Origin of the sequence: Microbispora bryophytorum, from assembly GCF_043197435.1 — a bacterium.
Lineage (GTDB): Bacteria > Actinomycetota > Actinomycetes > Streptosporangiales > Streptosporangiaceae > Microbispora > Microbispora bryophytorum.
The window spans coordinates 88,978-107,021 of sequence record NZ_JBICTF010000002.1 but is presented as its reverse complement, the minus strand read 5'-3'; the positions used below and the strand labels follow the sequence as shown (position 1 = coordinate 107,021).

Genomic DNA, 18,044 nt, shown 5'->3' with positions numbered 1-18,044 from the left:
ACGGCAGTGTTGCGGCACTGTCAGGATCGGAACATGCCCCGCGATCTTCGGCTGCGAGCCACCTTTGACAAAGCTGCCGCCTTCTATCAAGACGCCCGCCCCGACTATCCGGACGAACTGTATTCCGACCTGCTGGAGATTACGGGGGTCACGCCCCCCGCGCACCTGCTGGAAGTCGGATGTGGCCCAGGGAAGGCCACGCTGCCCTTGGCACGGATGGGCTTCCAGATCACAGCGGTCGAACTCGGCGATGCCTTGGCGGCGGAGGCACGGCACCGCCTCGCCGAATTCGCCGACGTCTCCGTGATCACGTCGTCATTCGAAGGCTGGGAGCCGCCGACAGGGGTCCGCTTCGATCTCCTATACGCGGCCACGGCGTGGAAATGGGTGGACCCGGAGATCAAGTACGCGAAGGCAGCTGCTCTGCTCGCCCCGGGCGGCCACTTGGCCGTATGGAACGCCGACCACGCAATGCCGGTAGGCTTCGACCCGTTCTTCACCGAGATCCAGAAGGTCTATGAGGAGATCGGCGAGGGCCATGATGGTCCGTGGCCACCGCCACCACCCGAGGACCAGACCGACCCCATGGCCACTGAGTTCGATGCCTCCGGACACTTCACCGTGGTCGGGACGAAGCTCTACGTATGGTCCTTGCACTACACGGCAGATGAATACATCGCTCTGCTCGATACGTTCTCCGGCCACATCGCCATGGAGCCAGCCAAGAACGAACACCTCTACCAGGAGATACGTCGCCTCCTTGCCGCACGCCCGGACGGACGGCTCACCCGCCACTGGTCGGCAGTCCTCACCATCGGCCGGCTACGGTGACGCTGAGGTAAGCGTCGCGGCTGGAGCTCAGGTGCGCCACACTTCCCCTGCCCCCGCTAGCTGCCCACTTCCGGGACTGCCAGGCGGGTTCTGTCAAGGATGGCTTCGCGTGTTCCCTTAGCTGGTGACCTTCCGCAGTGAGTGGTTGCCCTACGTGCACAGCCATCCTTGACAGGTTCCGCCTGCCCCGGATAATCGGGCGGCGGGTGCAGGGACCATGTACGGCAGCGCGGCGCTGGGTCGGCGCGTTCGGTTGGTACGGCGGGGCTGGCGTACGGTGCCCGGCCCGGTGTCCCGCCGCCGTCCGGGACCGGCCCCCAGGCCGCACGCCTGGACGTCGGGCGGGCGGAGGGCCGGGGGTACGGCGGCGCGCCGCGCCGCCGCTTGACCACGAGCCGGTGAACCTGCCCGACAACGCCGACGACTATCAGCGCCACCTCGTCGAACTGCGGGCTCGGCTCAGCCTACGCAAGTTCGAACCTTGCGCCTGCCACCAGCAGGAAAAGTGGCCCCTGATCAGCAGAGATGCCGGTCGGGGGCTTCTTCGTTTCCTGATCCGTGAGCACCCCTGATTCCCCGCGCCCGACCCTGACTTAGGGCATGCTCGTGGTAGGCGATCATGGGTCTCCTGCGCGGACGCGCACGCCTCCCTGAGCTTCCGGTCTGCTGGGCTTGCCTGGGTCGCGACGGACGGGATGATCAGGCTTCCACCTCAGCCACTTGCGGACAGGACTCGTGCGCGGACGATCATCCCGGAGCCGAGGCCCTCGCCGGAGGCGCTTCCCCTTTTGCCTGATCACGATATAGCTCAGGGTGTTATGGGAGGTTCGGCTTGCGCGGTGGGGTACCACGGTCAGGGAACCCGCTATTCCGTAATGATCGCGGCGGTTGGGCAGAGGACGCGCCCTTGCCGGCGTGTTCGGGCCGGGGCCGCACGCACAGCCGGGGGGTCGTATGGGAACCCGATGTTTCATCTGCTGGCGAGCCTGTCTGACGACTGTCGGCGCGGTCACCCTTCTCGCTGTAGGGGCCGGGAGCGCGACGGCGGCGTCCGTTCCCCAGTCCGTTCCCCATGGGGACGATGTCGATCCGTCGACGCGTACCAACGTCACGAACGCGATGCCGGGTGAGGCGTTGGCGCACGTGACGTACCGCGCGTATGCCAAGCAGGCGGACAGGGAGAACCTGCCCGATGTGGCGGCGCTGTACCGGCGCACCGCGCACACGGAACTGCGCGAACACCTCACCGAGCAGGCGAGGCTGATCGGCCTGGTCGGCGACAACGCGGCGAATCTGCGCGACAGCACCGGCGGTGAGTCCTACGAGGCGACGACGATGTACAGGCAGTTCGCCGAGCAGGCAAAGGCGGACGGCGAGAAAGAGGCCGCCAGCCTCTTTTCCGAAGTCGGCCAGGACGAGGCCAAACACCGTGAGAAGTTCCTCCAGGCGGAGAAGGCCATCACCGAGCGCTCGACCCGGGCGACGATCCCGACTGACGTGCAGGCCGAGCCGGTCGAGATACAGGCCGGCCCGCCCAAGGTCTCCTCCCCCCGGACGCTGGAGAACCTGCGGACGGCTATGAAGGGCGAAGCCTTCGCCTATGCCAAGTACACGCTGTACGGCGACAAGGCAGGGGAGACCGAGCAACCCGAGCTTGCCAAGCTGTTCCACCGGACGGCCGCCGTCGAGCGCACCGAGCACTTCGCCGAGCACGCGAATCTGGCCGGCGCGGTGCGCGACACCGGGACGAATCTGTGCGCGACGATCAAAGGGGAGACGTACGAGGGTACGCAGATGTACCCCGATTACGCCCTTCAAGCCTCAAGGGTCGGCGACACCGAGGCGGCCAAGGTGCTCAATGACACCGCGCAAGACGAGCTGAAGCACGCGAAGGCATTCTCGGGTGAGCTGTCCAAGCTCGGTAAGCAGTGCCCCACGTCGAGCTGACCACTCAAGATGCCCTGCTGCGGAGGCGGGACTCCTCGGCAACATTCCTAAGGGGCGGCGATGGCCGGTTCTGGAAATAGGGGCGGTGCCGCCACCGCCCACGTCGCCGAGCATCGTATGGGCGGTACGGCCACTCGTCCGAGCGACTGCATCTGGGCGCTGGTACGGATCTCGATCGGCTGGGTGTTTCTCTGGGCGTTCCTGGACAAGACCTTCGGCTGGGGGTTCGGCACTCCCGCCGATCGTGCCTGGATCGGGGGAGCGAGCCCGACGACCGGGTACTTCAAAGGCACTGCGAGGAAACCTCTCGGGGCGATGTTTTCTCCCCTGGCGGGGCACGCGTGGGCGGACTGGCTCTTCATGCTCGGCCTGCTGGGCATCGGTGTGGCGCTCATCTTGGGAGTCGGACTGTGCCTGACGGCGGTGTTGGGCGGGTTGTTGCTGCTTCTCATGTGGGCGGCCGAGCTGCCGCCCGAGCACAACCCGTTCATGGACTACCGTCTCGTCTACGCACTCGTCATAGTGGGACTGGCCCTGGTGCACGCCGGGGACACCCTCGGAATCGGCAGGTGGTGGGGGAACACGGCGCTGGTTCGGCGCTACCCGTTCCTCAGGTGAGAGGCTCCGCGGCCCCGGGGGGCGGATAGCTGGAGACGGAACCTCGGCAGGTGGTCAGGGGGTCGTGACGGACGGACCTTCCGGGGGCTGTGGGATCGTCCGCCGGGGTGGTGTCCAGGCGTCGAACCTGGCCCGTACGGCGGGGCCGCGGTTGGCGCGAAGGTCGCCCGCGAGAGCAACTTGCTGCCCGACCAGGTGGAGGCGGCCCGACTCTACATGCGCCTGCTGCTCGCGTCCTGGGGGGCCGGCTATCCGCAGGAGGTCTACGAGCGCCTTCGGCTCGACGCCGGGCGGCTCGACGCCGATGACCGGAGCCTGGCCGCTGAGCGTATCCGCGGTTCGGTGCTCAGCCACCGCGACTGGATCGCGGCGGACAGCGCGCGTGTACGGAACCGCCAGGGCTGGCGAGAGCTGTTCGACGACTTCGACATTGTGCTGTGCCCGGCCATGCCGACCCCGGCGTTCGCGCACGACCGGAGTCCGGACCTCTGGGCCCGCCGGATCACGATCGACGGGACGGACCATGTCTACGCCGACCAGCGCATAGATAATAGGACCGATGTTCGAGGACCGCACCCCGATACGGTTCGCCGAGCTCCTGGAACAGGAGTTCGGCGGCTTCAGCCCTCCGCCGCTCGCCCGCTAGCACTGGCTGTATCGACCACGAGCGTTGTCAACAGTGGGACAGGTCCTTGTTGTAGACCACGAAGGCGCATGGTGTCGCCAGGAGGGGCGCCAGATGGGGGTAGGACTCGTCGATGACCCCGGTGCGGACCTTCCGGTAGCCGATGCGGGTGTACCAGGTGGCCAAGAACTCCTTCGAGGGGTGGGACCACTCCCGCGGGAAAAGTACCTCAAGCTGCATCACGGAGAGCCCGGCGTTCTTGCATCCCTGCTCCGCGAAATGGACGAGTTCCCGTCCGATCCCGATGCCGCGGTGATCAGGGTCTGCGGCGAGCATTCCGAACTCGCCGGTCATGTCGTCGAGGTGCCGCACCCGGACGCAGCCGACGAGCCGCCCCTCCAACCGGGCCACCGCGATCTCGCCGGCGAGGGTCAGTCGGGAGATCTCATCCGCTGACGTTCGTTCGGCGCCCGCCCGCCACAACCCCTGTTCGGCGACCGCGTACACCCGGTTGACGAGAACGGCGACGTCGGTCATGAGGGCGGTATCAGTGCTCGCGTCCACGGGCAGCCGGATGATGGTCAAATCCTTCACAGGTCATAGTCCTTCCTGCCAGGTGGAGAGCCATCGGTCTTCTCGGTATCCCGCACCCACCGCGCCCTCGATGAGATCAGTGGGGCGCGATGTCAGCGTGAGTCCGAGGTGCCGGAGAGGTCAGTGGTGTCGCCGATGGTCGTGGACGCGTACTCCCAGAGGCGGTCCGCGGCGGCGGGATCGACGGCCCACTCGGCCACCATGTCCACCATCGCCTCGGGGCCGCCCTCCGCCATCAGATGGGGGCCGCCCTCGACGACCGGGGCCTCCTGGTTGTTCTCGAAGTAGCGTCCGGTCACGCCTTCGAGGAGCGGTGATGCGGCGAGCAGGACGCTGGTGGCAGCCCCTTCCTCAGGCGTCTTGTAGTGATCCGGAATGGTCGTGTTCCCGTCCGGGTCCGTCACGCCGAGCGCCTGCAGGGTGGCCGCATCCAGGTGACGCATCAGGTTCGTCAGAATCTGCCCCGGAGCGCAGGCGTTGGCGCGGATGCCGTCCTGTGCCCATCGGCGGCTGATCCCGACGGCGAGCAGCACGTCGGCGGTCTTCGACTGTGCGTAGGCGATCCTGGAGTCGTACGGCTTCCGCTCGAACTGCGGGTCCTCGAAGTCGACCCCCGCCAGCAGGTGCGCACCGGAACTGACCATGACCACGCGCGCCCCCTCCGCCGACCGAAGGGCCGTCCGCAGGCCCGTCAACAGTGCGAAGTGGCCGAGGTAGTTGGTGGCGAGCTGCATCTCCCAGCCCTGTGCGTTGACCTGGCGCTCGGGCAGCATCATCACGCCCGCGTTGGCGATGACGGCGTCCACCGGACCGTCCCAGGCGGCGCAGAAGGCCCGCACCGAGTCCAGGTCGGCGAGGTCGACCGCGGCGACGTCGATGTTCGGGGACTCCTCCACGAGCGGCTTGGCGATGGCGGGGTTACGGGTGGCGATCGTGACGCGTGCGCCGGCGCCGGCGAGGGCGCGGACCGTTGCGGTTCCCACCCCCGACGCTCCTCCCGTGACGATCATGCGGCGTCCGGTCAGGTCCACCCCGGCCAGAACCTCCGCTGCAGTGGTACGCGCACCGAAGGGAGTAGAGATAAGCGTCATTGCGGTTTCCGTTCTTTACGATGGTGATGCACATGCATGGATGTGAAGGCTGATCTGATCGCCGGGCATGCTGAACGTGAAGATGAGCCCAGCCGGGGTCCGGACGAGGTCCCCGTCCGTCGGTCTAAGCCGAGCCCTTGGCTCAGGCACGGTGTCTCATGCGCGTCTGGGCGACGAGGCTGACGAGCGCGAGCAGGACGGTCAGGGCCGTGTAGCAGACGACGGCCGGGACCTCGCCGAGCGGGCCCACGAGCTGACCCTCGATGACGATGGGCACGCCGAAGGCGACGTAGGAGACCACGTAGATCCCGGCGACGACGCCCGCCCGCTGGTGTGCGGCCGCGAGCGGGAAGATCAGGCGCAGGGCCGCGGAGAAGGACGCCCCGAAGCCGACACCGGCGACGGCCTGCCCGATGATCATGACGGTGAGGCTTCCGGCGTACACCCCGCCGATGATGCCGACGGCCCCGGCGACGGACGCGTAGATGCCGACGGTCATCGCCCGTCGCGGGTCAACGCGGGCGAACGACAGCCCGACGACGGTCGAGACCGCTGGCGCGATGAATCCGGTCAGGCCGTTGAGCAGGCCGCTGTCCAGGTGGAAGACGCTGCGGACCATGTTCGGCGCCAGCCCTCCGGACAGGCCGGCGAGCATCCAGACCGCGGCGACCACGGGTGCGGCGGCGGCGAACTCCTTCCGGGCGGCGCGCGGGATCGCCACGCGCGGGACCATCGAGCGGAGCGCGCCGGGGGTGCGGGTCATGGTCTCGGGCGACAGGGCGACGGCGACGATCCCGAGAAGGGTCAGGACGATGAGGACGGTGAAGGTGATGGTGTTCGCCGTGGGCGTGAGCTGGATCGCGAGGCCGGCCAGCAGGGATCCGGCGCCGAGGCCGCCCGTCAGGCCGGCGCTGCCGAGGATCGTGCCGAGCCTCTTGCTGCCAGCGGGGGCGAGTTCCACGAGCGCCGCGGTGAAGGCGGCCGTCGCGGCGCCGCTGGAGACGCCCTGCACGATGCGTCCGGCGATCACCCATCCGATGTCGGAGGCGAGGAGGAACAGGACGTTCGACACGAGCTGGACGACCAGGGCTCCGATCAGGACCGGGCTCCGGCCGACGTGGTCGGAGAGCGAGCCCAGCGTCAGGACGGCCGCGAGGAAGCCGGCCGCGTACACGGCGAACGCCAGGGTGAGGAGCGACGGCGGGAAGCCCCACTGCTGTTTGTAGAGCACCAGCAGCGGCGTCAGCGCGCCTGCCGCGAGGTAGAGACTGGTGAACGCGAGCGCCGCGCCCGTCAGGGCGAGTCCGGCGGGGAGAGTGCGCCGGCGGGGGATCGCGTGCGTCCCGACGGTTACATGAGATGACAAAACAGGTCCCTGAAGAATCCACGCACGCATTGGCGCGGTGGCCTGAGAAATTGGTGATGGCCGGGATGGGCCGGCCCGGGACCGGGCTTGGCTGGACCAGGCCAGGTGGACGGTCAGCCGCTCTGTGGGCCGGCCCGGTCGCCGTGCGCCACGATGGCGAGGTCTTCGAGCTCGACGTCCTTGCCGGACGCGGAGCGGGCGCCGATCACGACGGGCTCGCCGGTGCCCTGACGTCCCCCGACTCCTATGCGGGCTGGTCGGTGATGACGACGACGCCTGACGGCGCGTCGAGCAGCTCCACCGTACGGTCGGCGGCGTGGTCGATCTGGACGCGTGGCTCGGCGGGGATCTGCTGTTCGTTGTAGGTGCCGGGTCCGTAGAACTGCCCGTAGCTGAGCACGACCCCGCCCTCGGCGAGTACGGAGCGTTCGAGCTCGATGACCGCGTCGGCGTCGGGGCCGGCCGGTAGCTGCCAGGCGACGGTCTGGGCGAGGATCTTCGGTGATCCGCTCTGCCGTGCCGCCTCGATCAGGTTCTGGTTGCCCTCGGTCCGGATGCGGGCGTTGAGCTCCACGTGGTCACCGATCTTCTCGACCTCGTCGGGCAGATCGGTCAGTTCGTTCAGGATGACGTCCGGGGCGAAGTCGCGAACCGCCTTGATCAACGCGTCGCGGTCGAAGACGTCGCACAGGATCGGCTCGGCGCCGAGCCGGGCCAGCAGCTCGGTCTTGCCGGCCGAGCGGGTCATGCCGCCGACCACGTGCCCTTCCTTGACCAGGCGGGGAATCAGCCGCTGCCCGATCACGCCGGACGCGCCGGCCAGAAAGATCCTCATATGCCTCTCCTGACTTGACTCTTTAGTAGTCAGCCTAGGTGGCTGACTACCAGATGGTCAAGTCAGGCCTTGTAGCCGCCGTGGGCGTCCAGCACTGCGCCCGTGATGTACGACGCGGCGGGGCTCGCCAGGAAGACGATCGCCGCGGCGATCTCGTCGGGGTGGCCCATGCGCTGCAGCGACAGCGAGCTGAGCAGGGCCTGGAGGGTCTCGGCGTCCGGCGGCTCCATCCCGCTCTCCATCAGTCCGGCCTCCACGACGTTGGCCGTGATGCCCCGGCGGCCAAGGTCGCGGGCGACGCCCATCGTGTACCTCTCGACACCCGACTTCGTCGCCGAATAGTCGGCAAGGCCCGGGACACCCACCCGCGAGCCCAGCCCCGAACTCACCGTGATGATCCGGCCGTCGGCGCGCAGCACTCTGGAAGCGGCCCGGATGGTGGCGATCACGCCGAGATAGTTGGTGGCGTGCATGCGGTCGAGCGCGGCGGTGTCGGCGTCCGGGTCGTCCACGGTGCGGCCCTGTTCCACCGAGATCGCCGCGTTGTTGACGAGGATGTCCAGGCCGCCGAAGTGTGCGACCACGTCGGCGATCAGCGCCGTCGCCCGGCTCGTGTCGGCCTGGTCGGTCCGGAAGGCGACGGCCTTCGCCCCCTTGCCGCGCACCTCGTCGAGGACGGCCTTCGCCTGCTGGTCGGAGCTGACGTAGGTGAACGCGACGTCGGCGCCCTGCTCGGCCAGCAGCCGTACGGTCGCGGCTCCCAGTCCGCGGGACCCGCCGGTGACCAGGGCGATCTTGCCCGTGAGTGGCTTGTTCATTCTTCGCACCTCTCTGTTGCATCGTTGGCTCAACTGTCAGAACAATAATGGTTACGACAGTCTTATCGCTACCAAAGCTGTTACATCAGGAGTGTCGTAACATGATGCGTTACGGCTGAGGGAGTGAGGGCTCATGAGCGCCAACAGCAGGTTGACCATCGCCGCCCACGCACTGGCCTGGATCGGCCTCTACCAGCGCCAGGGCCATGAGGTCGCCACCTCCGAGCAGATCGCGACCAGCGCGAACACCAATCCCGTGGTGATCAGGCGACTGCTCGCCCAGCTTCGCAAGGCAGGGCTCGTCGAGTCCCGGCGCGGCTTGGGCGCGGGCTGGGTGCTCGCCCGCGAACTGGAGTCGATCACGCTGCTCGACGTGTACGAGGCGGTCGAACCCGGCCCGCTGTTCGCGATGCACCACGCCACACCCGATCAGGACTGCGTGATCGGTTACGGCATCCAGCCGGCGATGCAGGGCATCTACGAGGGCGTCGAGGAGACGCTGAGGCACGAGCTGGCCCGCATCACGCTGGAGAACGTACTCCGAGACGTTCTCGCCGCACCCCGCTAGCGCCTGGGCGTTGCGCTGGTGCCGCCATGACCTGGTCTCAGCCCCGGTAGGGCGCGAGGAAGGGCTTGAGGGCCGCGATCACCTGATCGGGGTTCTCGTCCATGAGGAAGTGACCGGCGCCGGGGATGATCACGCTGCTGACGTTCGTCGCGACGGCACGCATCTCCGTCTCCACGCCGGTGCCGACGGCTCGCTCGCCCGCGACGGCGAGGACCGGCATCCTGAGCTTGGTCTTCTTGCGCTCGGTGTTCTGGGCGATGATCTCGTCGATGGCGCGGTAGAACTCGAAACTGCTGCGCAGCGCCTGCGGGCTCGACTTGAGCGCGTCGACGTAGACCTGAACGGCGACCGGCGGCATCGAGGTGGGCGTCGTGCCCTTGGACGCGAACTGGTACCTGAAGTAGAGGTCCTCCCGGCCCCGCACCAGTTGTTCGTTGATGCCGTCGACGCGATTGAACGGGAAGTGCCACAGCAGGTTGTTCAGCTGTCCCGGGATCAGCAGGGCGCCGGGTTCGGTGAGACCAGGAGTGATCGTCTCCATGGCCACGAACCGGTCCACGGCCGTCGGGTGGTCCGAGGCGAGCGCGTAACCCGTCCAGGCGCCCACGTCGTGGGTGACGAGGGCGAAACGTTTGTGGCCCAGGGCTCTCATGAGCTTCACCGAGTCGTTGGCGAGGGTGCCCGAGTCATAGCCCGACGCGGGTTTGGCCGACAGGCCCACTCCGCGGGAGTCGATCGCGACGACGCTGAAGTCCCGTGTGAAGGCGGGCAGTACGTTCCGCCAGGCGTACCACGTCTGCGGCCAGCCGCCGATGAACAGCACCGGCGGGCCATCCCCGCCGGTCACCGCGTGCAGCCGCAGCCCGTCGACGTCGACGTACCGGCTGGTGAAGGTCTTCCAGAAGCCCTTCGGCAGGCCGGGCAGGCGGGTGGCGGGCGTGGGCTTCCCGCCCGTCGACCCGGCGAGGGCCGGCGATGTGCCTCCGGTCAGGAACGGCATGGCGGCGGCGCCGACTGCTGCGGTCCCGAGCAGCCATCGCCTGCTGAATCTTTCGTTTTCACTGTCGGGGTTCATGGAGGGAAACCTTTCTGGAGGAGGTCGAATGTCATGCCGGCCTGCTCGGCGTCAGGAGGCGAGCGGCGCCAGCCTTCGCCACTCGGGCAGGGGCATCGCCGAGGTTGCGCCCACGACGTGTAGGCAGACATGGTCGGCGCCGGCCTGGTGGTGTGCGCGGATGCGCGTGCCGATGGCCTCGATGTCGCCCCAGGCCACGACGCTGTCGATGAGACGATCGCTCCCGCCGTGGGCGAGGTCGTCGTCGGTGAACCCCTGGCGGCGCAGGTTTCGCGCGTAATGGTCCATGCCGAGGAACACGCTCAGGAAGTCGCGTGCGGCGGCGCGGGCCTTGCCGGGATCCTCTTCGAGGACGACGGCCTGGTACGGCGCGATGACCGGCCCGTCACCCAGCTGCTCGCGCGCTGCGGCCGTGTACTCCGGGGTGACCATGAACGGGTGTACGCCCGCGGTGCGTTGTCCCGCCAGTTCGGTCATCTTGGGGCCGAGTGCCGCCATGACTCGCTCGCCCGCGGGCACCGGCGCTGGAGCTTGTTCGAGTCTGTCCAGGTAGGCGGTCATGTCGGCCAGGGGCCGATACGGCTGTCCCGCGCTTCGGGCTGCTGCCGGGTCGCTGACGCCGAGGCCGAGCAGGTGCCGACGGCCGTAGGTGCTCTGCAGGCGCGCGTGTCCTGCCGCCATGTCGGCGGCTTGATGACGCCAGATACTCGCGACCCCGACAGCCACCATCGTGTTGCGGGTGGCCCGCAGCAGACGTTCCGAGTCGCCGAGGATGTCACCGCCGCCCAGACCCGGTATCCACAATGCGCCCCAGCCCAGTTCATCGAGCTCGGCGGCGGCGTCGCCGATCTCCTGCGGATCAGCCATCCGCAGCTCGATACTCCAAATACCTGTTTGACCCAGTTGCATGTGCCGTGTGCCTTCATCCGTGAAAGTGACAGCCCGGCAGGCGGGCTGAGGCCGGTGCCTAGATCTGGTTACGGCCGCCGTCGACGAAGAGCTCGATGCCGGTGATGAAGGTGCTCTGGTCCGAGGCGAGGAAGAGAACGGCACTGGCCACCTCGTCCGGCCGTCCGACACGGCCCATCGGGATCGTGCCGGCCATGTAGGACTTGAGCTGGTCGGCCCCCTCCTGGTCGGGAGCGAGGCCGTCGATGCCGGGGGTGTCGATCGTGCCGGGGCTGACGGCGTTGACCCGGATCGATCGACCCTTGAGTTCGGCCGCCCAGGTGCGGGCGAAGGAGCGTACGGCTGCCTTGGACGCCGCGTACACGCCGAACGCCTCATTGCCGAGGGTGCCGGCGTTGGATGACTGCAGGATGATCGAGGCGCCGTCGTTGAGCAGCGGCAGTGCCTTCTGGACGGTGAAGAGCACGCCCTTGGTGTTGGTGCCGAAGGTCTGGTCGAAGTGCTGTTCGGTGACCTGCTCCAAAGTGGCGAACTCGCCGCCTCCCGCATTGGCGTAGAGCACGTCGATGCGCCGGTTCTGCTGGGCGACAGCGGCATAGAGCCGGTCGAGGTCGGCCAGATCGGCGACGTCCCCTCGTACGCCGGTCGCATTGTGGCCGATCTGGGCCACCGCGGCGTCGAGTGCGTCCTGGCGGCGGCCGGTGACGAAGACGTGCGCGCCCTCCGCTGCGAAGCGCTCTGCGGTGGCCAGGCCGATTCCGCTGGTTCCTCCGGTCACGATGGCCGTCTTGCCGTCGAGCTGTCCCATGGGGCGACTCCTTACGTCCGAATGTTTTTTATCGAGCACTAAAAAACTAGCCTCGGCGAGGAGCGCGTGTCAACCGGAAGGGATGCCTGGTACCTGCCGCCCGCGAGCGACGGACGGCGTCATCGAAGGCGGCGCAGCGGCCCGGCCCGCGTCCGGGCGTATCTGGCGCCGCTCGCGCCTGTTACTCGTGCGCGGAGGGTGATCGCCGGCTGGATCCGCCGCACACGGGCGGTGGGGCCACCGTCAGGCGCCGGGCCGCTGCGGCCAGAGGGTCATGGCCATGTCCACGATCTGGTGAAGTTGCTCTCGCGGCGTGCCACCGGCCGCCTGGACGGCTATGCCCTGGTAGATGGTGGTGAAGTAGCGCGCCAGACGTTCGGGATCGCTGCCGTCCGGAAGCTCACCGCTTCTGCCCGCCTGCTGCAGTCGTTCCCGCAGGGCCGCCTCTCCGGCCGCCCTGCGCATCGTCAGTTCATCGCGTGCGGCCTCCGCCCCGGGCGAGCAGGCCAAGCCGCCCTGCACGGTGATGCACCCGCGTGGATGGCCGGGCTCGGTCGTCGCGTCGGCGGCGCCGTGCAGGAGGGCTTCCACGGCCGCACGTGCCGTCGGCTCCGCGAACGCCTCGCGGATGTAGCGGGCGGGGCCGTCGGCGTATCGGTCGAGCACCTTACGGAACAACTGCTCCTTGTTGCCGAAGGCGTTGTAGAGGCTGGGCGCATTGCTGATGCCCATCGCCTTGAGCAGGTCGGAAATCCCGGTGCCCTCGTAACCCTGGCGCCAGAACACCTCCATCGCCCCATCGAGGGCCGCGTCGCTGTCGAAGGTACGCGGTCGTCCCCCGGCCATGGTCGCCTCCAGACCGAATGGAATTTGTAGTCATTGCTAACATACGCGGTCCCGGCGAGGAGCCCCGGCCGTCCGCTCGCTTCCGTGTCAGGCCCGCGCAGCCATGACCTCGGACGAGTCCACGATCAGGCCGCGATCACTGCGCGGGAGTGTCCCCGAGGGCGTCGACGTAGCCGGTGGTCTCGAACGTCTGCCGGAGCAGGGGCATGGCGGTCCCCGCCTCGATGACGTCGAGCTCCAGCGCCTTACCGGTCTTGTCGTCGAAGATCAGACGGTAGGTGATCCTGCCGGCCTCGCCGGCGTCGTCCGGTCCCGTCGTGTCGAGGGCGACGCCGGTGCGGCCGAGCGCGTCGGTTACTCCAGTGCTCGACTTCAGCCCGGACGCCGAGTCGGCCAGCACCTGGTACAGGGCGGCCCTGGTTCCTGGCGTGATCGGCGCGGTCAGCAGATCGGCGCCTGTCTGCCACAGGTAGTCGGCGAGCTGCTTCTTGCCGCTGGCAGGGCTCTTCTTATGCAGGCTCAGCAGCCTGTCCTTCAACCCCTGCTTGTCGGTCGGCAGCTTCGCGACGTTCGACCAGGTCAAGCTGGGGTTGTCGATCGACACCACGCCGGTGGGCAGGGTTTCCCGAGAGCCGGAGGGGTCGTTGGCCAGGCGCGGCGAACCGGCTTGCTTCCACTTCGCCTCATCGGCCGGAGTCGCGAATGAGATCTTCACGTCCAGGCCGGTCACCCGGCGGCCGGCGGCGCCGCCGAGCGAGCGCCAGGTGTCGGTGGTCTCCGAACGGCTTGCGGCGTACGGCAGTCTTGTGGTCTTCAGCTCATGGACCTTCTTGTCGAACTCCTTCATCGCGGCATTGAGCTCGTCGGGCTTGTTCTTCAGCTTCTCTTTCTTGGCGTCCTGCTCGGCCAGCAGTTTCTTGATCTTGGCCGCGTACTCGTCCGGGGCCACTCGGACCAGTTGGGTGGTACGCACCCGCGAGTACCAGAACTTGCCGGAGCCGGCCGGTTCCTCGGTGGACACCTTGGCCGCGGCGAGCAGGACTGTCCGGGTGTTCACGGTGGTGGTGGACGTATCGGTGTCTCGGAAGGCCTCACCACCGATGCCGCCGACGCCGCCGGGGCTTTCGCCGGCGGAGATCGCATGTGGCGAGGAGTCGCCTGAAAGGACCTGAGGGACGATGATCGCGGCGGCGGCGAGCCCCGCCACTGCCGTACCGGTGATCAGATAAAGGGGGCGACGCTGGGGCATGGGAGATCTCCTGGTGTGGTGAGGGGCGCGGGGCGTCCGGAACGCCTGGGCGAGGTCCGCGGAGCGTCGCCGCCGGTGCGCCTCCTCGGTGAGCGAGTCGGGACGCAGCGTGGCGATCAGTTCGTTCACAGAGTCTTCGTCGTTCATGCCTGCTCCTGGAAGGTCAGCGGGGGATGCGGGCGAAGCGCGTTCGCGAGCCGGCGGCGTGCACGGTGGAGACGGACGTTGTAGGTGCGGGCCGAGCAGCCCGCGACCTCCGCCGCCTGCGCGGGTGTGAGGCCGTACCAACTGGCCAGGACGACCGCCTCGATGTCCTGTTCCCGCAGGCCGGCGAGTACGGCGAGTGCCTCTTGCCGGTCGGCCACGCGTTCGGCGACGTCTCCGTCGGCGAACGTGCTCAGCTGAGCGAGCCGGGTGACCAGTTCGTCACTGCGGAGCCGCTTGACGCGCTGGTTGCGCAGCAGGTTCCTGGTGACGCCGAGCAACCACGGCAACGGCGGCTCGGGTATGTCGTCCCAACGCCGCCAGGCGACCAGGAACGTCTCGCTTGCCACGTCTTCCGCCAGCGCAGGCTCGGCGCGCAGCAGGGCATAGCCCAGAACGTTCCGATAGTGCTGGTCGTAAAGATCGGTGAATCGTTCTTCGGGATCGTCCACGATAAGAAGTGTTCGGAGGGCCCATCTGGATTACCGGCGTCGCCGAAAGACTCACCGGTCCCTGCATCCTCGCAGGTCGCAGCACGCCTTCCGCCGAGGCCCCCGCCGGAGGCATTCAGTCGAACCGGATGTGCTTGATCCCTGTCCAGGCTTGGCGCAGGCGCCCTCGTAAGTAGCGCGAAGTGCCGGACGTCATGGCCGCGCTCCCTGAGCCGGCCGATGGTCTCTTGGAAGTAGGTTGGCTCCACGATCGTCATCGGTGCGAGCACCGTGCCGTCGTGCTTGGCGAGGGCCAGGTCCAGCACCTCGTACACGCCTTGCCGCCAGGCCGAAAGGTCTTGAAAATCTCCACGCAAAAGCGGGGGCATCATCCGGTGTAGGCCGAAGCCGACATGTTCGGGGTCGCAGATGACGCTCCCGGGTAGCCTCCGCTGGATCTCGTGAGCGGCCTGCGTCTTGCCCCCGCCGAAGGGGCCATTGCTCCACAGGAGCATGAACAGACCCTACGAGGACGGGAGGGCCGCGTGATAGTGAGTGGGTCGCCGGCATGTCCGGGCGACAACACTCCGGCGCCTATGCCTCGCTGCTCTCCCAGGCGTGACCGTGGGCGGGGAGCCGGAGCGTGAAGGTCGAACCTTCGCCGACGACGCTGGTGGCGCTGAGCGACCCGCGGTGGGCCTCGGCGAGCTTGCGGGCGATGGGCAGGCCGAGCCCGCTGCCTCCGCTGCGCCTGCTGCGTGACTTCTCCACCCGCCAGAACCTCTCGAAGACCAGCGGGAGGTCGGCGGGCGCGATCCCGCTGCCCGTGTCGGTCACGTCGATCGCGACGTCGCCGTCCGCGCGGCGGGCCTGCAGGCGTACGGTGCCGCCGGGCGGGGTGTGCCGTACGGCGTTCGAGACGAGGTTGCCCACCGCCTGGCGCAGCCGCACGGGGTCGGCGACCAGCCGGAGGCCGCCGTCGGCCTGCGTCAGCAGCGTGACGCCGGCCGTCTCCGCGCCGCCCCGGTGCGCGGTCGCGACCTGGGCCAGCAGGTCGGCCACGTCGACCGGCTCGGCGTGCACTCTCAGCTCGCCCGCGTCGGCCACCGCCAGGTCCTGGAGGTCGTCGATGACGTGCTGGAGCAGCAGGGCCTCCTCCAGTAGCGACGACACGAGTTCCGGATCGGGGTCGGCCAGCCCGTCCTGGGCGGCCTCCAGCCAGCCGCGGATGTTGCTCAGCGGCGTTCGCAGCTCGTGGGCGACGTCGCCGACCATCGCCTTGCGCAGCTCTTCCAGCCGCTCGCGCCGCTCGGCCATGGCATTGAAGGCCGCGGCGAGCCTGCCGATCTCGTCCTTCCCCCTGACCTCGGCGCGGGCGGCGCGCCCTTCCTCCATGTTCCGTACGGCGTCGGTGAGCGCCCGCAGGGGGCGGCTCAACCGGGTTCCGGCCATGACGCTGGCGGTCACGGTGATCAGCAGCACGAGGGCGGCCACTCCGGCGATGCGGGCCCGGTTCTCCGGCGACAGGTCGAAGACGGTCGAGATGTCGCCGCCACCGCGGCTGCTGAGGAAGAGCAGCGCGGGCGGGGCGACGTACGGCGCGAGCTGCTCGCGGCGGCTGCCGGTGACGCATTCCGGGACGACGTTGCCGCGGGGGGCGTCGTCCGCCGCCGTCTGGGCGGGAACGGCCGCGGGCAACCGCGTCCAGGTGAAGTCGAGGTTGAGCCGCACGTGCGACTCGTGCCGCCGCTCCAGGCAGCTGTCGACGAGCTTCTGCAGCGCCGCGAGGGCCTTGGCCTCGGTGGCGGTCGGCCGGTCGAGGACGGTGCTCGGGCACCGGGTCTCGGAGTATGGGCGCGCGCCCCGGGTGTCGAGCACGGGCCGTCCGCTCGGGCTGTAGGCGATCGTGGCGACGGCGCCGAAGCCGCTGCGCAGGCAGGCGGCACGCCGTTCGGCGGCGCCGCGCAGGGTGTCACGTTCCTTGCGCGGCAGCAGGAAGGGGCCCACGGCGCGCGGGTCGATGTGGTCGGTCACGGCCGCCAGAAGTTCGCCCTGCGGCAGCAGGGCATCGGATCCGGCCGTCAGGGACGAACCGGACGCGGCCGCCAGGACCGTGTCCACGTGCAGCGGGTCGATCGACGCGGTCGGCCGGGCGGGCAGCGTCGCGGGCGGCCCCGTGTCGGAGTCCACGAGCGGCACGCGCTGCTCCGTGGTGATCGTGACGCGGCGACCGGTGTCGCGGGCCAGCCCCCGCACGACGTCCCCCGCGCCGTCCCAGCCGGGATGGGTGGCCGCGTAGCCGAGCAGGGTGTCGTACGTGCGGGCGTCGTCGGTGAGCGCCTGTCCCTGTTCCTGCCTGATCGCCACGGTGGTGCTCCGCGCAGTCAGCCAGGCCGTCGCCGCGATCGAGCAGACCGACACCAGGACGGACACCGCGAGCAGCCGCAGCAGCAGGCTGCGGTGCAGCGGCACGTCACCCCGCATCGCGCGGGTCCCGCCGGTCGTCGGCGAGCTTGTAGCCCACCCCGTACACGGTGAGGAGCCGTACGGGACGGCGCGGCGTGGGCTCGATCTTCCGGCGGAGGTTCATCACGTGGACGTCCACGGTGCGCGAGGTGATGTAGCGGTCGAACCCGTGCAGCCGGGCGAGGATCTGCTCGCGGGTGAACACCCGTCCCGGCTCACTGACCAGCAGCTCCAGCACCGCGAACTCGCCGGGGGTGCACTCGACGCGCACACCGTCCACGCTGACCTCGTGGCGGTCCGGGTCGACGACCAGGGCGCCGGCCCTCAGCACCGGCGCGGGCGGCCGGGCCGGAGCGGCGACGGCGCGGGCACGCCTGAGCAGCGTGCGGACGCGCGCCATCAGCTCGCGCGGGCTGTACGGCTTGGTCATGTAGTCGTCCGCGCCGAGGTCGAGGCCGAGCAGCAGGTCGTCCTCGGTGGAACGGGCGGTCAGCATCAGCACCGGGAGGTCCGACTCGGCGCGCAGGATGCGGCAGACGTCCAGTCCGTCGACCTTGGGCATCATCACGTCGAGCACCATCAGGTCGGGGGCCCGCCGGCGTACCGACTCCAGGGCCGCGCGGCCGTCGTGGACGGCGGCGACCTCGTGGCCCTCCCGTTCCAGGTAGCGGCGGATGAGCTCGGCCTGCTTCGTGTCGTCCTCTGCGACCAGGACATATGCACCCACAGGTGGCGATACTAGGTCGGCCTGGTGACCACCTCG

At 68.9% G+C, this 18,044-nt stretch carries 19 protein-coding genes; 5 read left to right on the top strand and 14 right to left on the bottom strand.

All coding sequences use genetic code 11. From position 1 onward, the window contains the following. The first annotated feature begins 33 nt into the window (after nucleotides 1-33). From ACGFIB_RS05295 to ACGFIB_RS05280, 4 genes are all read left to right on the top strand, one after another. The gene (locus ACGFIB_RS05295; protein ID WP_357262672.1) at nucleotides 34-831 is read left to right on the top strand and encodes a class I SAM-dependent methyltransferase; all 798 of its coding nucleotides are present in this window, start codon (nucleotides 34-36) and stop codon (nucleotides 829-831) included. Nucleotides 832-1,229: 398 nt separating this feature from the next. Then, on the top strand, nucleotides 1,230-1,403 hold the full coding sequence (locus tag ACGFIB_RS05290; RefSeq protein WP_393368640.1) for a hypothetical protein: 174 nt from the start codon (nucleotides 1,230-1,232) through the stop codon (nucleotides 1,401-1,403). Between the two features lie 382 nt (nucleotides 1,404-1,785). Continuing rightward, nucleotides 1,786-2,778: a ferritin family protein gene (locus ACGFIB_RS05285; protein WP_393368637.1), complete on the top strand. Its 993-nt coding sequence runs from the start codon at nucleotides 1,786-1,788 to the stop codon at nucleotides 2,776-2,778. 60 nt (nucleotides 2,779-2,838) lie between these two features. Next, on the top strand, nucleotides 2,839-3,396 hold the full coding sequence (locus ACGFIB_RS05280) for a hypothetical protein (RefSeq protein ID WP_393368634.1): 558 nt from the start codon (nucleotides 2,839-2,841) through the stop codon (nucleotides 3,394-3,396). Between the two features lie 54 nt (nucleotides 3,397-3,450). Here the strand turns inward: ACGFIB_RS05280 and ACGFIB_RS05275 are convergent, their stop codons facing one another. The 6 genes from ACGFIB_RS05275 to ACGFIB_RS05250 all read right to left on the bottom strand — a co-directional run bounded on the left by ACGFIB_RS05275 (nucleotide 3,451) and on the right by ACGFIB_RS05250 (nucleotide 8,725). Beyond that, nucleotides 3,451-3,750: a hypothetical protein gene (locus ACGFIB_RS05275; RefSeq protein WP_393368632.1), complete on the bottom strand. Its 300-nt coding sequence runs from the start codon at nucleotides 3,748-3,750 to the stop codon at nucleotides 3,451-3,453. A gap of 319 nt (nucleotides 3,751-4,069) precedes the next feature. Further along, nucleotides 4,070-4,615, bottom strand: coding sequence for a GNAT family N-acetyltransferase (locus ACGFIB_RS05270; RefSeq protein ID WP_393368629.1), 546 nt, complete (start codon nucleotides 4,613-4,615; stop codon nucleotides 4,070-4,072). A 92-nt stretch (nucleotides 4,616-4,707) separates the two neighbouring features. Further along, the gene (locus ACGFIB_RS05265) at nucleotides 4,708-5,625 is read right to left on the bottom strand and encodes an SDR family NAD(P)-dependent oxidoreductase (RefSeq protein ID WP_393369997.1); all 918 of its coding nucleotides are present in this window, start codon (nucleotides 5,623-5,625) and stop codon (nucleotides 4,708-4,710) included. Nucleotides 5,626-5,848: 223 nt separating this feature from the next. Beyond that, nucleotides 5,849-7,072 carry an MFS transporter gene (locus ACGFIB_RS05260; protein WP_393368626.1) on the bottom strand — a complete coding sequence of 408 codons (1,224 nt, stop codon included), beginning with the start codon at nucleotides 7,070-7,072 and terminating at the stop codon, nucleotides 5,849-5,851. A gap of 244 nt (nucleotides 7,073-7,316) precedes the next feature. After that, entirely contained in the window at nucleotides 7,317-7,907 is a 591-nt protein-coding gene (locus ACGFIB_RS05255) for an NAD-dependent epimerase/dehydratase family protein (protein WP_357262658.1), read from the bottom strand. A gap of 62 nt (nucleotides 7,908-7,969) precedes the next feature. Then, complete coding sequence (locus ACGFIB_RS05250) at nucleotides 7,970-8,725, bottom strand: SDR family NAD(P)-dependent oxidoreductase (protein WP_393368623.1); 756 nt, start codon at nucleotides 8,723-8,725, stop codon at nucleotides 7,970-7,972. Nucleotides 8,726-8,858: 133 nt separating this feature from the next. On the opposite strand from ACGFIB_RS05250, the gene ACGFIB_RS05245 reads away from it, so the two are divergent. After that, nucleotides 8,859-9,293 (top strand): Rrf2 family transcriptional regulator, encoded by a 435-nt coding sequence (locus tag ACGFIB_RS05245; RefSeq protein ID WP_357247791.1) that lies wholly within the window; start codon nucleotides 8,859-8,861, stop codon nucleotides 9,291-9,293. Between the two features lie 37 nt (nucleotides 9,294-9,330). On the opposite strand, the gene ACGFIB_RS05240 is transcribed toward ACGFIB_RS05245, so the two are convergent. The 8 genes from ACGFIB_RS05240 to ACGFIB_RS05205 form a co-directional block, all read right to left on the bottom strand. Next, nucleotides 9,331-10,368 carry an alpha/beta fold hydrolase gene (locus tag ACGFIB_RS05240; RefSeq protein ID WP_357262652.1) on the bottom strand — a complete coding sequence of 346 codons (1,038 nt, stop codon included), beginning with the start codon at nucleotides 10,366-10,368 and terminating at the stop codon, nucleotides 9,331-9,333. A gap of 51 nt (nucleotides 10,369-10,419) precedes the next feature. After that, complete coding sequence (locus ACGFIB_RS05235; RefSeq protein WP_393368618.1) at nucleotides 10,420-11,277, bottom strand: TIGR03620 family F420-dependent LLM class oxidoreductase; 858 nt, start codon at nucleotides 11,275-11,277, stop codon at nucleotides 10,420-10,422. Between the two features lie 58 nt (nucleotides 11,278-11,335). Beyond that, nucleotides 11,336-12,085, bottom strand: a complete 750-nt coding sequence (locus ACGFIB_RS05230) for a glucose 1-dehydrogenase (protein WP_393368615.1) — start codon at nucleotides 12,083-12,085, stop codon at nucleotides 11,336-11,338. 243 nt (nucleotides 12,086-12,328) lie between these two features. Next, nucleotides 12,329-12,931: a TetR/AcrR family transcriptional regulator gene (locus tag ACGFIB_RS05225; protein WP_357262643.1), complete on the bottom strand. Its 603-nt coding sequence runs from the start codon at nucleotides 12,929-12,931 to the stop codon at nucleotides 12,329-12,331. 136 nt (nucleotides 12,932-13,067) lie between these two features. Further along, nucleotides 13,068-14,327 (bottom strand): hypothetical protein, encoded by a 1,260-nt coding sequence (locus tag ACGFIB_RS05220; RefSeq protein WP_393368611.1) that lies wholly within the window; start codon nucleotides 14,325-14,327, stop codon nucleotides 13,068-13,070. Further along, complete coding sequence (locus tag ACGFIB_RS05215; RefSeq protein ID WP_142567427.1) at nucleotides 14,324-14,836, bottom strand: RNA polymerase sigma factor; 513 nt, start codon at nucleotides 14,834-14,836, stop codon at nucleotides 14,324-14,326. The genes ACGFIB_RS05220 and ACGFIB_RS05215 overlap by 4 nt, the downstream gene beginning before the upstream one ends. Nucleotides 14,837-15,409: 573 nt before the next feature. Beyond that, nucleotides 15,410-17,299: a HAMP domain-containing sensor histidine kinase gene (locus ACGFIB_RS05210; protein ID WP_393368608.1), complete on the bottom strand. Its 1,890-nt coding sequence runs from the start codon at nucleotides 17,297-17,299 to the stop codon at nucleotides 15,410-15,412. Then, on the bottom strand, nucleotides 17,289-18,008 hold the full coding sequence (locus ACGFIB_RS05205; RefSeq protein WP_393368605.1) for a response regulator transcription factor: 720 nt from the start codon (nucleotides 18,006-18,008) through the stop codon (nucleotides 17,289-17,291). The genes ACGFIB_RS05210 and ACGFIB_RS05205 overlap by 11 nt, the downstream gene beginning before the upstream one ends. Nucleotides 18,009-18,044 lie beyond the last annotated feature (36 nt).

Coding starts and splice junctions, on each gene's coding strand:
- ACGFIB_RS05295 (WP_357262672.1), top strand. CDS start 34: ATGCCCCGCGATCTTCGGCTGCGAGCCACCTTTGACAAAGCTGCCGCC.
- ACGFIB_RS05285 (WP_393368637.1), top strand. CDS start 1,786: ATGGGAACCCGATGTTTCATCTGCTGGCGAGCCTGTCTGACGACTGTC.
- ACGFIB_RS05280 (WP_393368634.1), top strand. CDS start 2,839: ATGGCCGGTTCTGGAAATAGGGGCGGTGCCGCCACCGCCCACGTCGCC.
- ACGFIB_RS05265 (WP_393369997.1), bottom strand. CDS start 5,625: ATGATCGTCACGGGAGGAGCGTCGGGGGTGGGAACCGCAACGGTCCGC.
- ACGFIB_RS05255 (WP_357262658.1), bottom strand. CDS start 7,907: ATGAGGATCTTTCTGGCCGGCGCGTCCGGCGTGATCGGGCAGCGGCTG.
- ACGFIB_RS05250 (WP_393368623.1), bottom strand. CDS start 8,725: ATGAACAAGCCACTCACGGGCAAGATCGCCCTGGTCACCGGCGGGTCC.
- ACGFIB_RS05245 (WP_357247791.1), top strand. CDS start 8,859: ATGAGCGCCAACAGCAGGTTGACCATCGCCGCCCACGCACTGGCCTGG.
- ACGFIB_RS05240 (WP_357262652.1), bottom strand. CDS start 10,368: ATGAACCCCGACAGTGAAAACGAAAGATTCAGCAGGCGATGGCTGCTC.
- ACGFIB_RS05235 (WP_393368618.1), bottom strand. CDS start 11,277: ATGCAACTGGGTCAAACAGGTATTTGGAGTATCGAGCTGCGGATGGCT.
- ACGFIB_RS05230 (WP_393368615.1), bottom strand. CDS start 12,085: ATGGGACAGCTCGACGGCAAGACGGCCATCGTGACCGGAGGAACCAGC.
- ACGFIB_RS05225 (WP_357262643.1), bottom strand. CDS start 12,931: ATGGCCGGGGGACGACCGCGTACCTTCGACAGCGACGCGGCCCTCGAT.
- ACGFIB_RS05220 (WP_393368611.1), bottom strand. CDS start 14,327: ATGAACGACGAAGACTCTGTGAACGAACTGATCGCCACGCTGCGTCCC.
- ACGFIB_RS05210 (WP_393368608.1), bottom strand. CDS start 17,299: ATGCGGGGTGACGTGCCGCTGCACCGCAGCCTGCTGCTGCGGCTGCTC.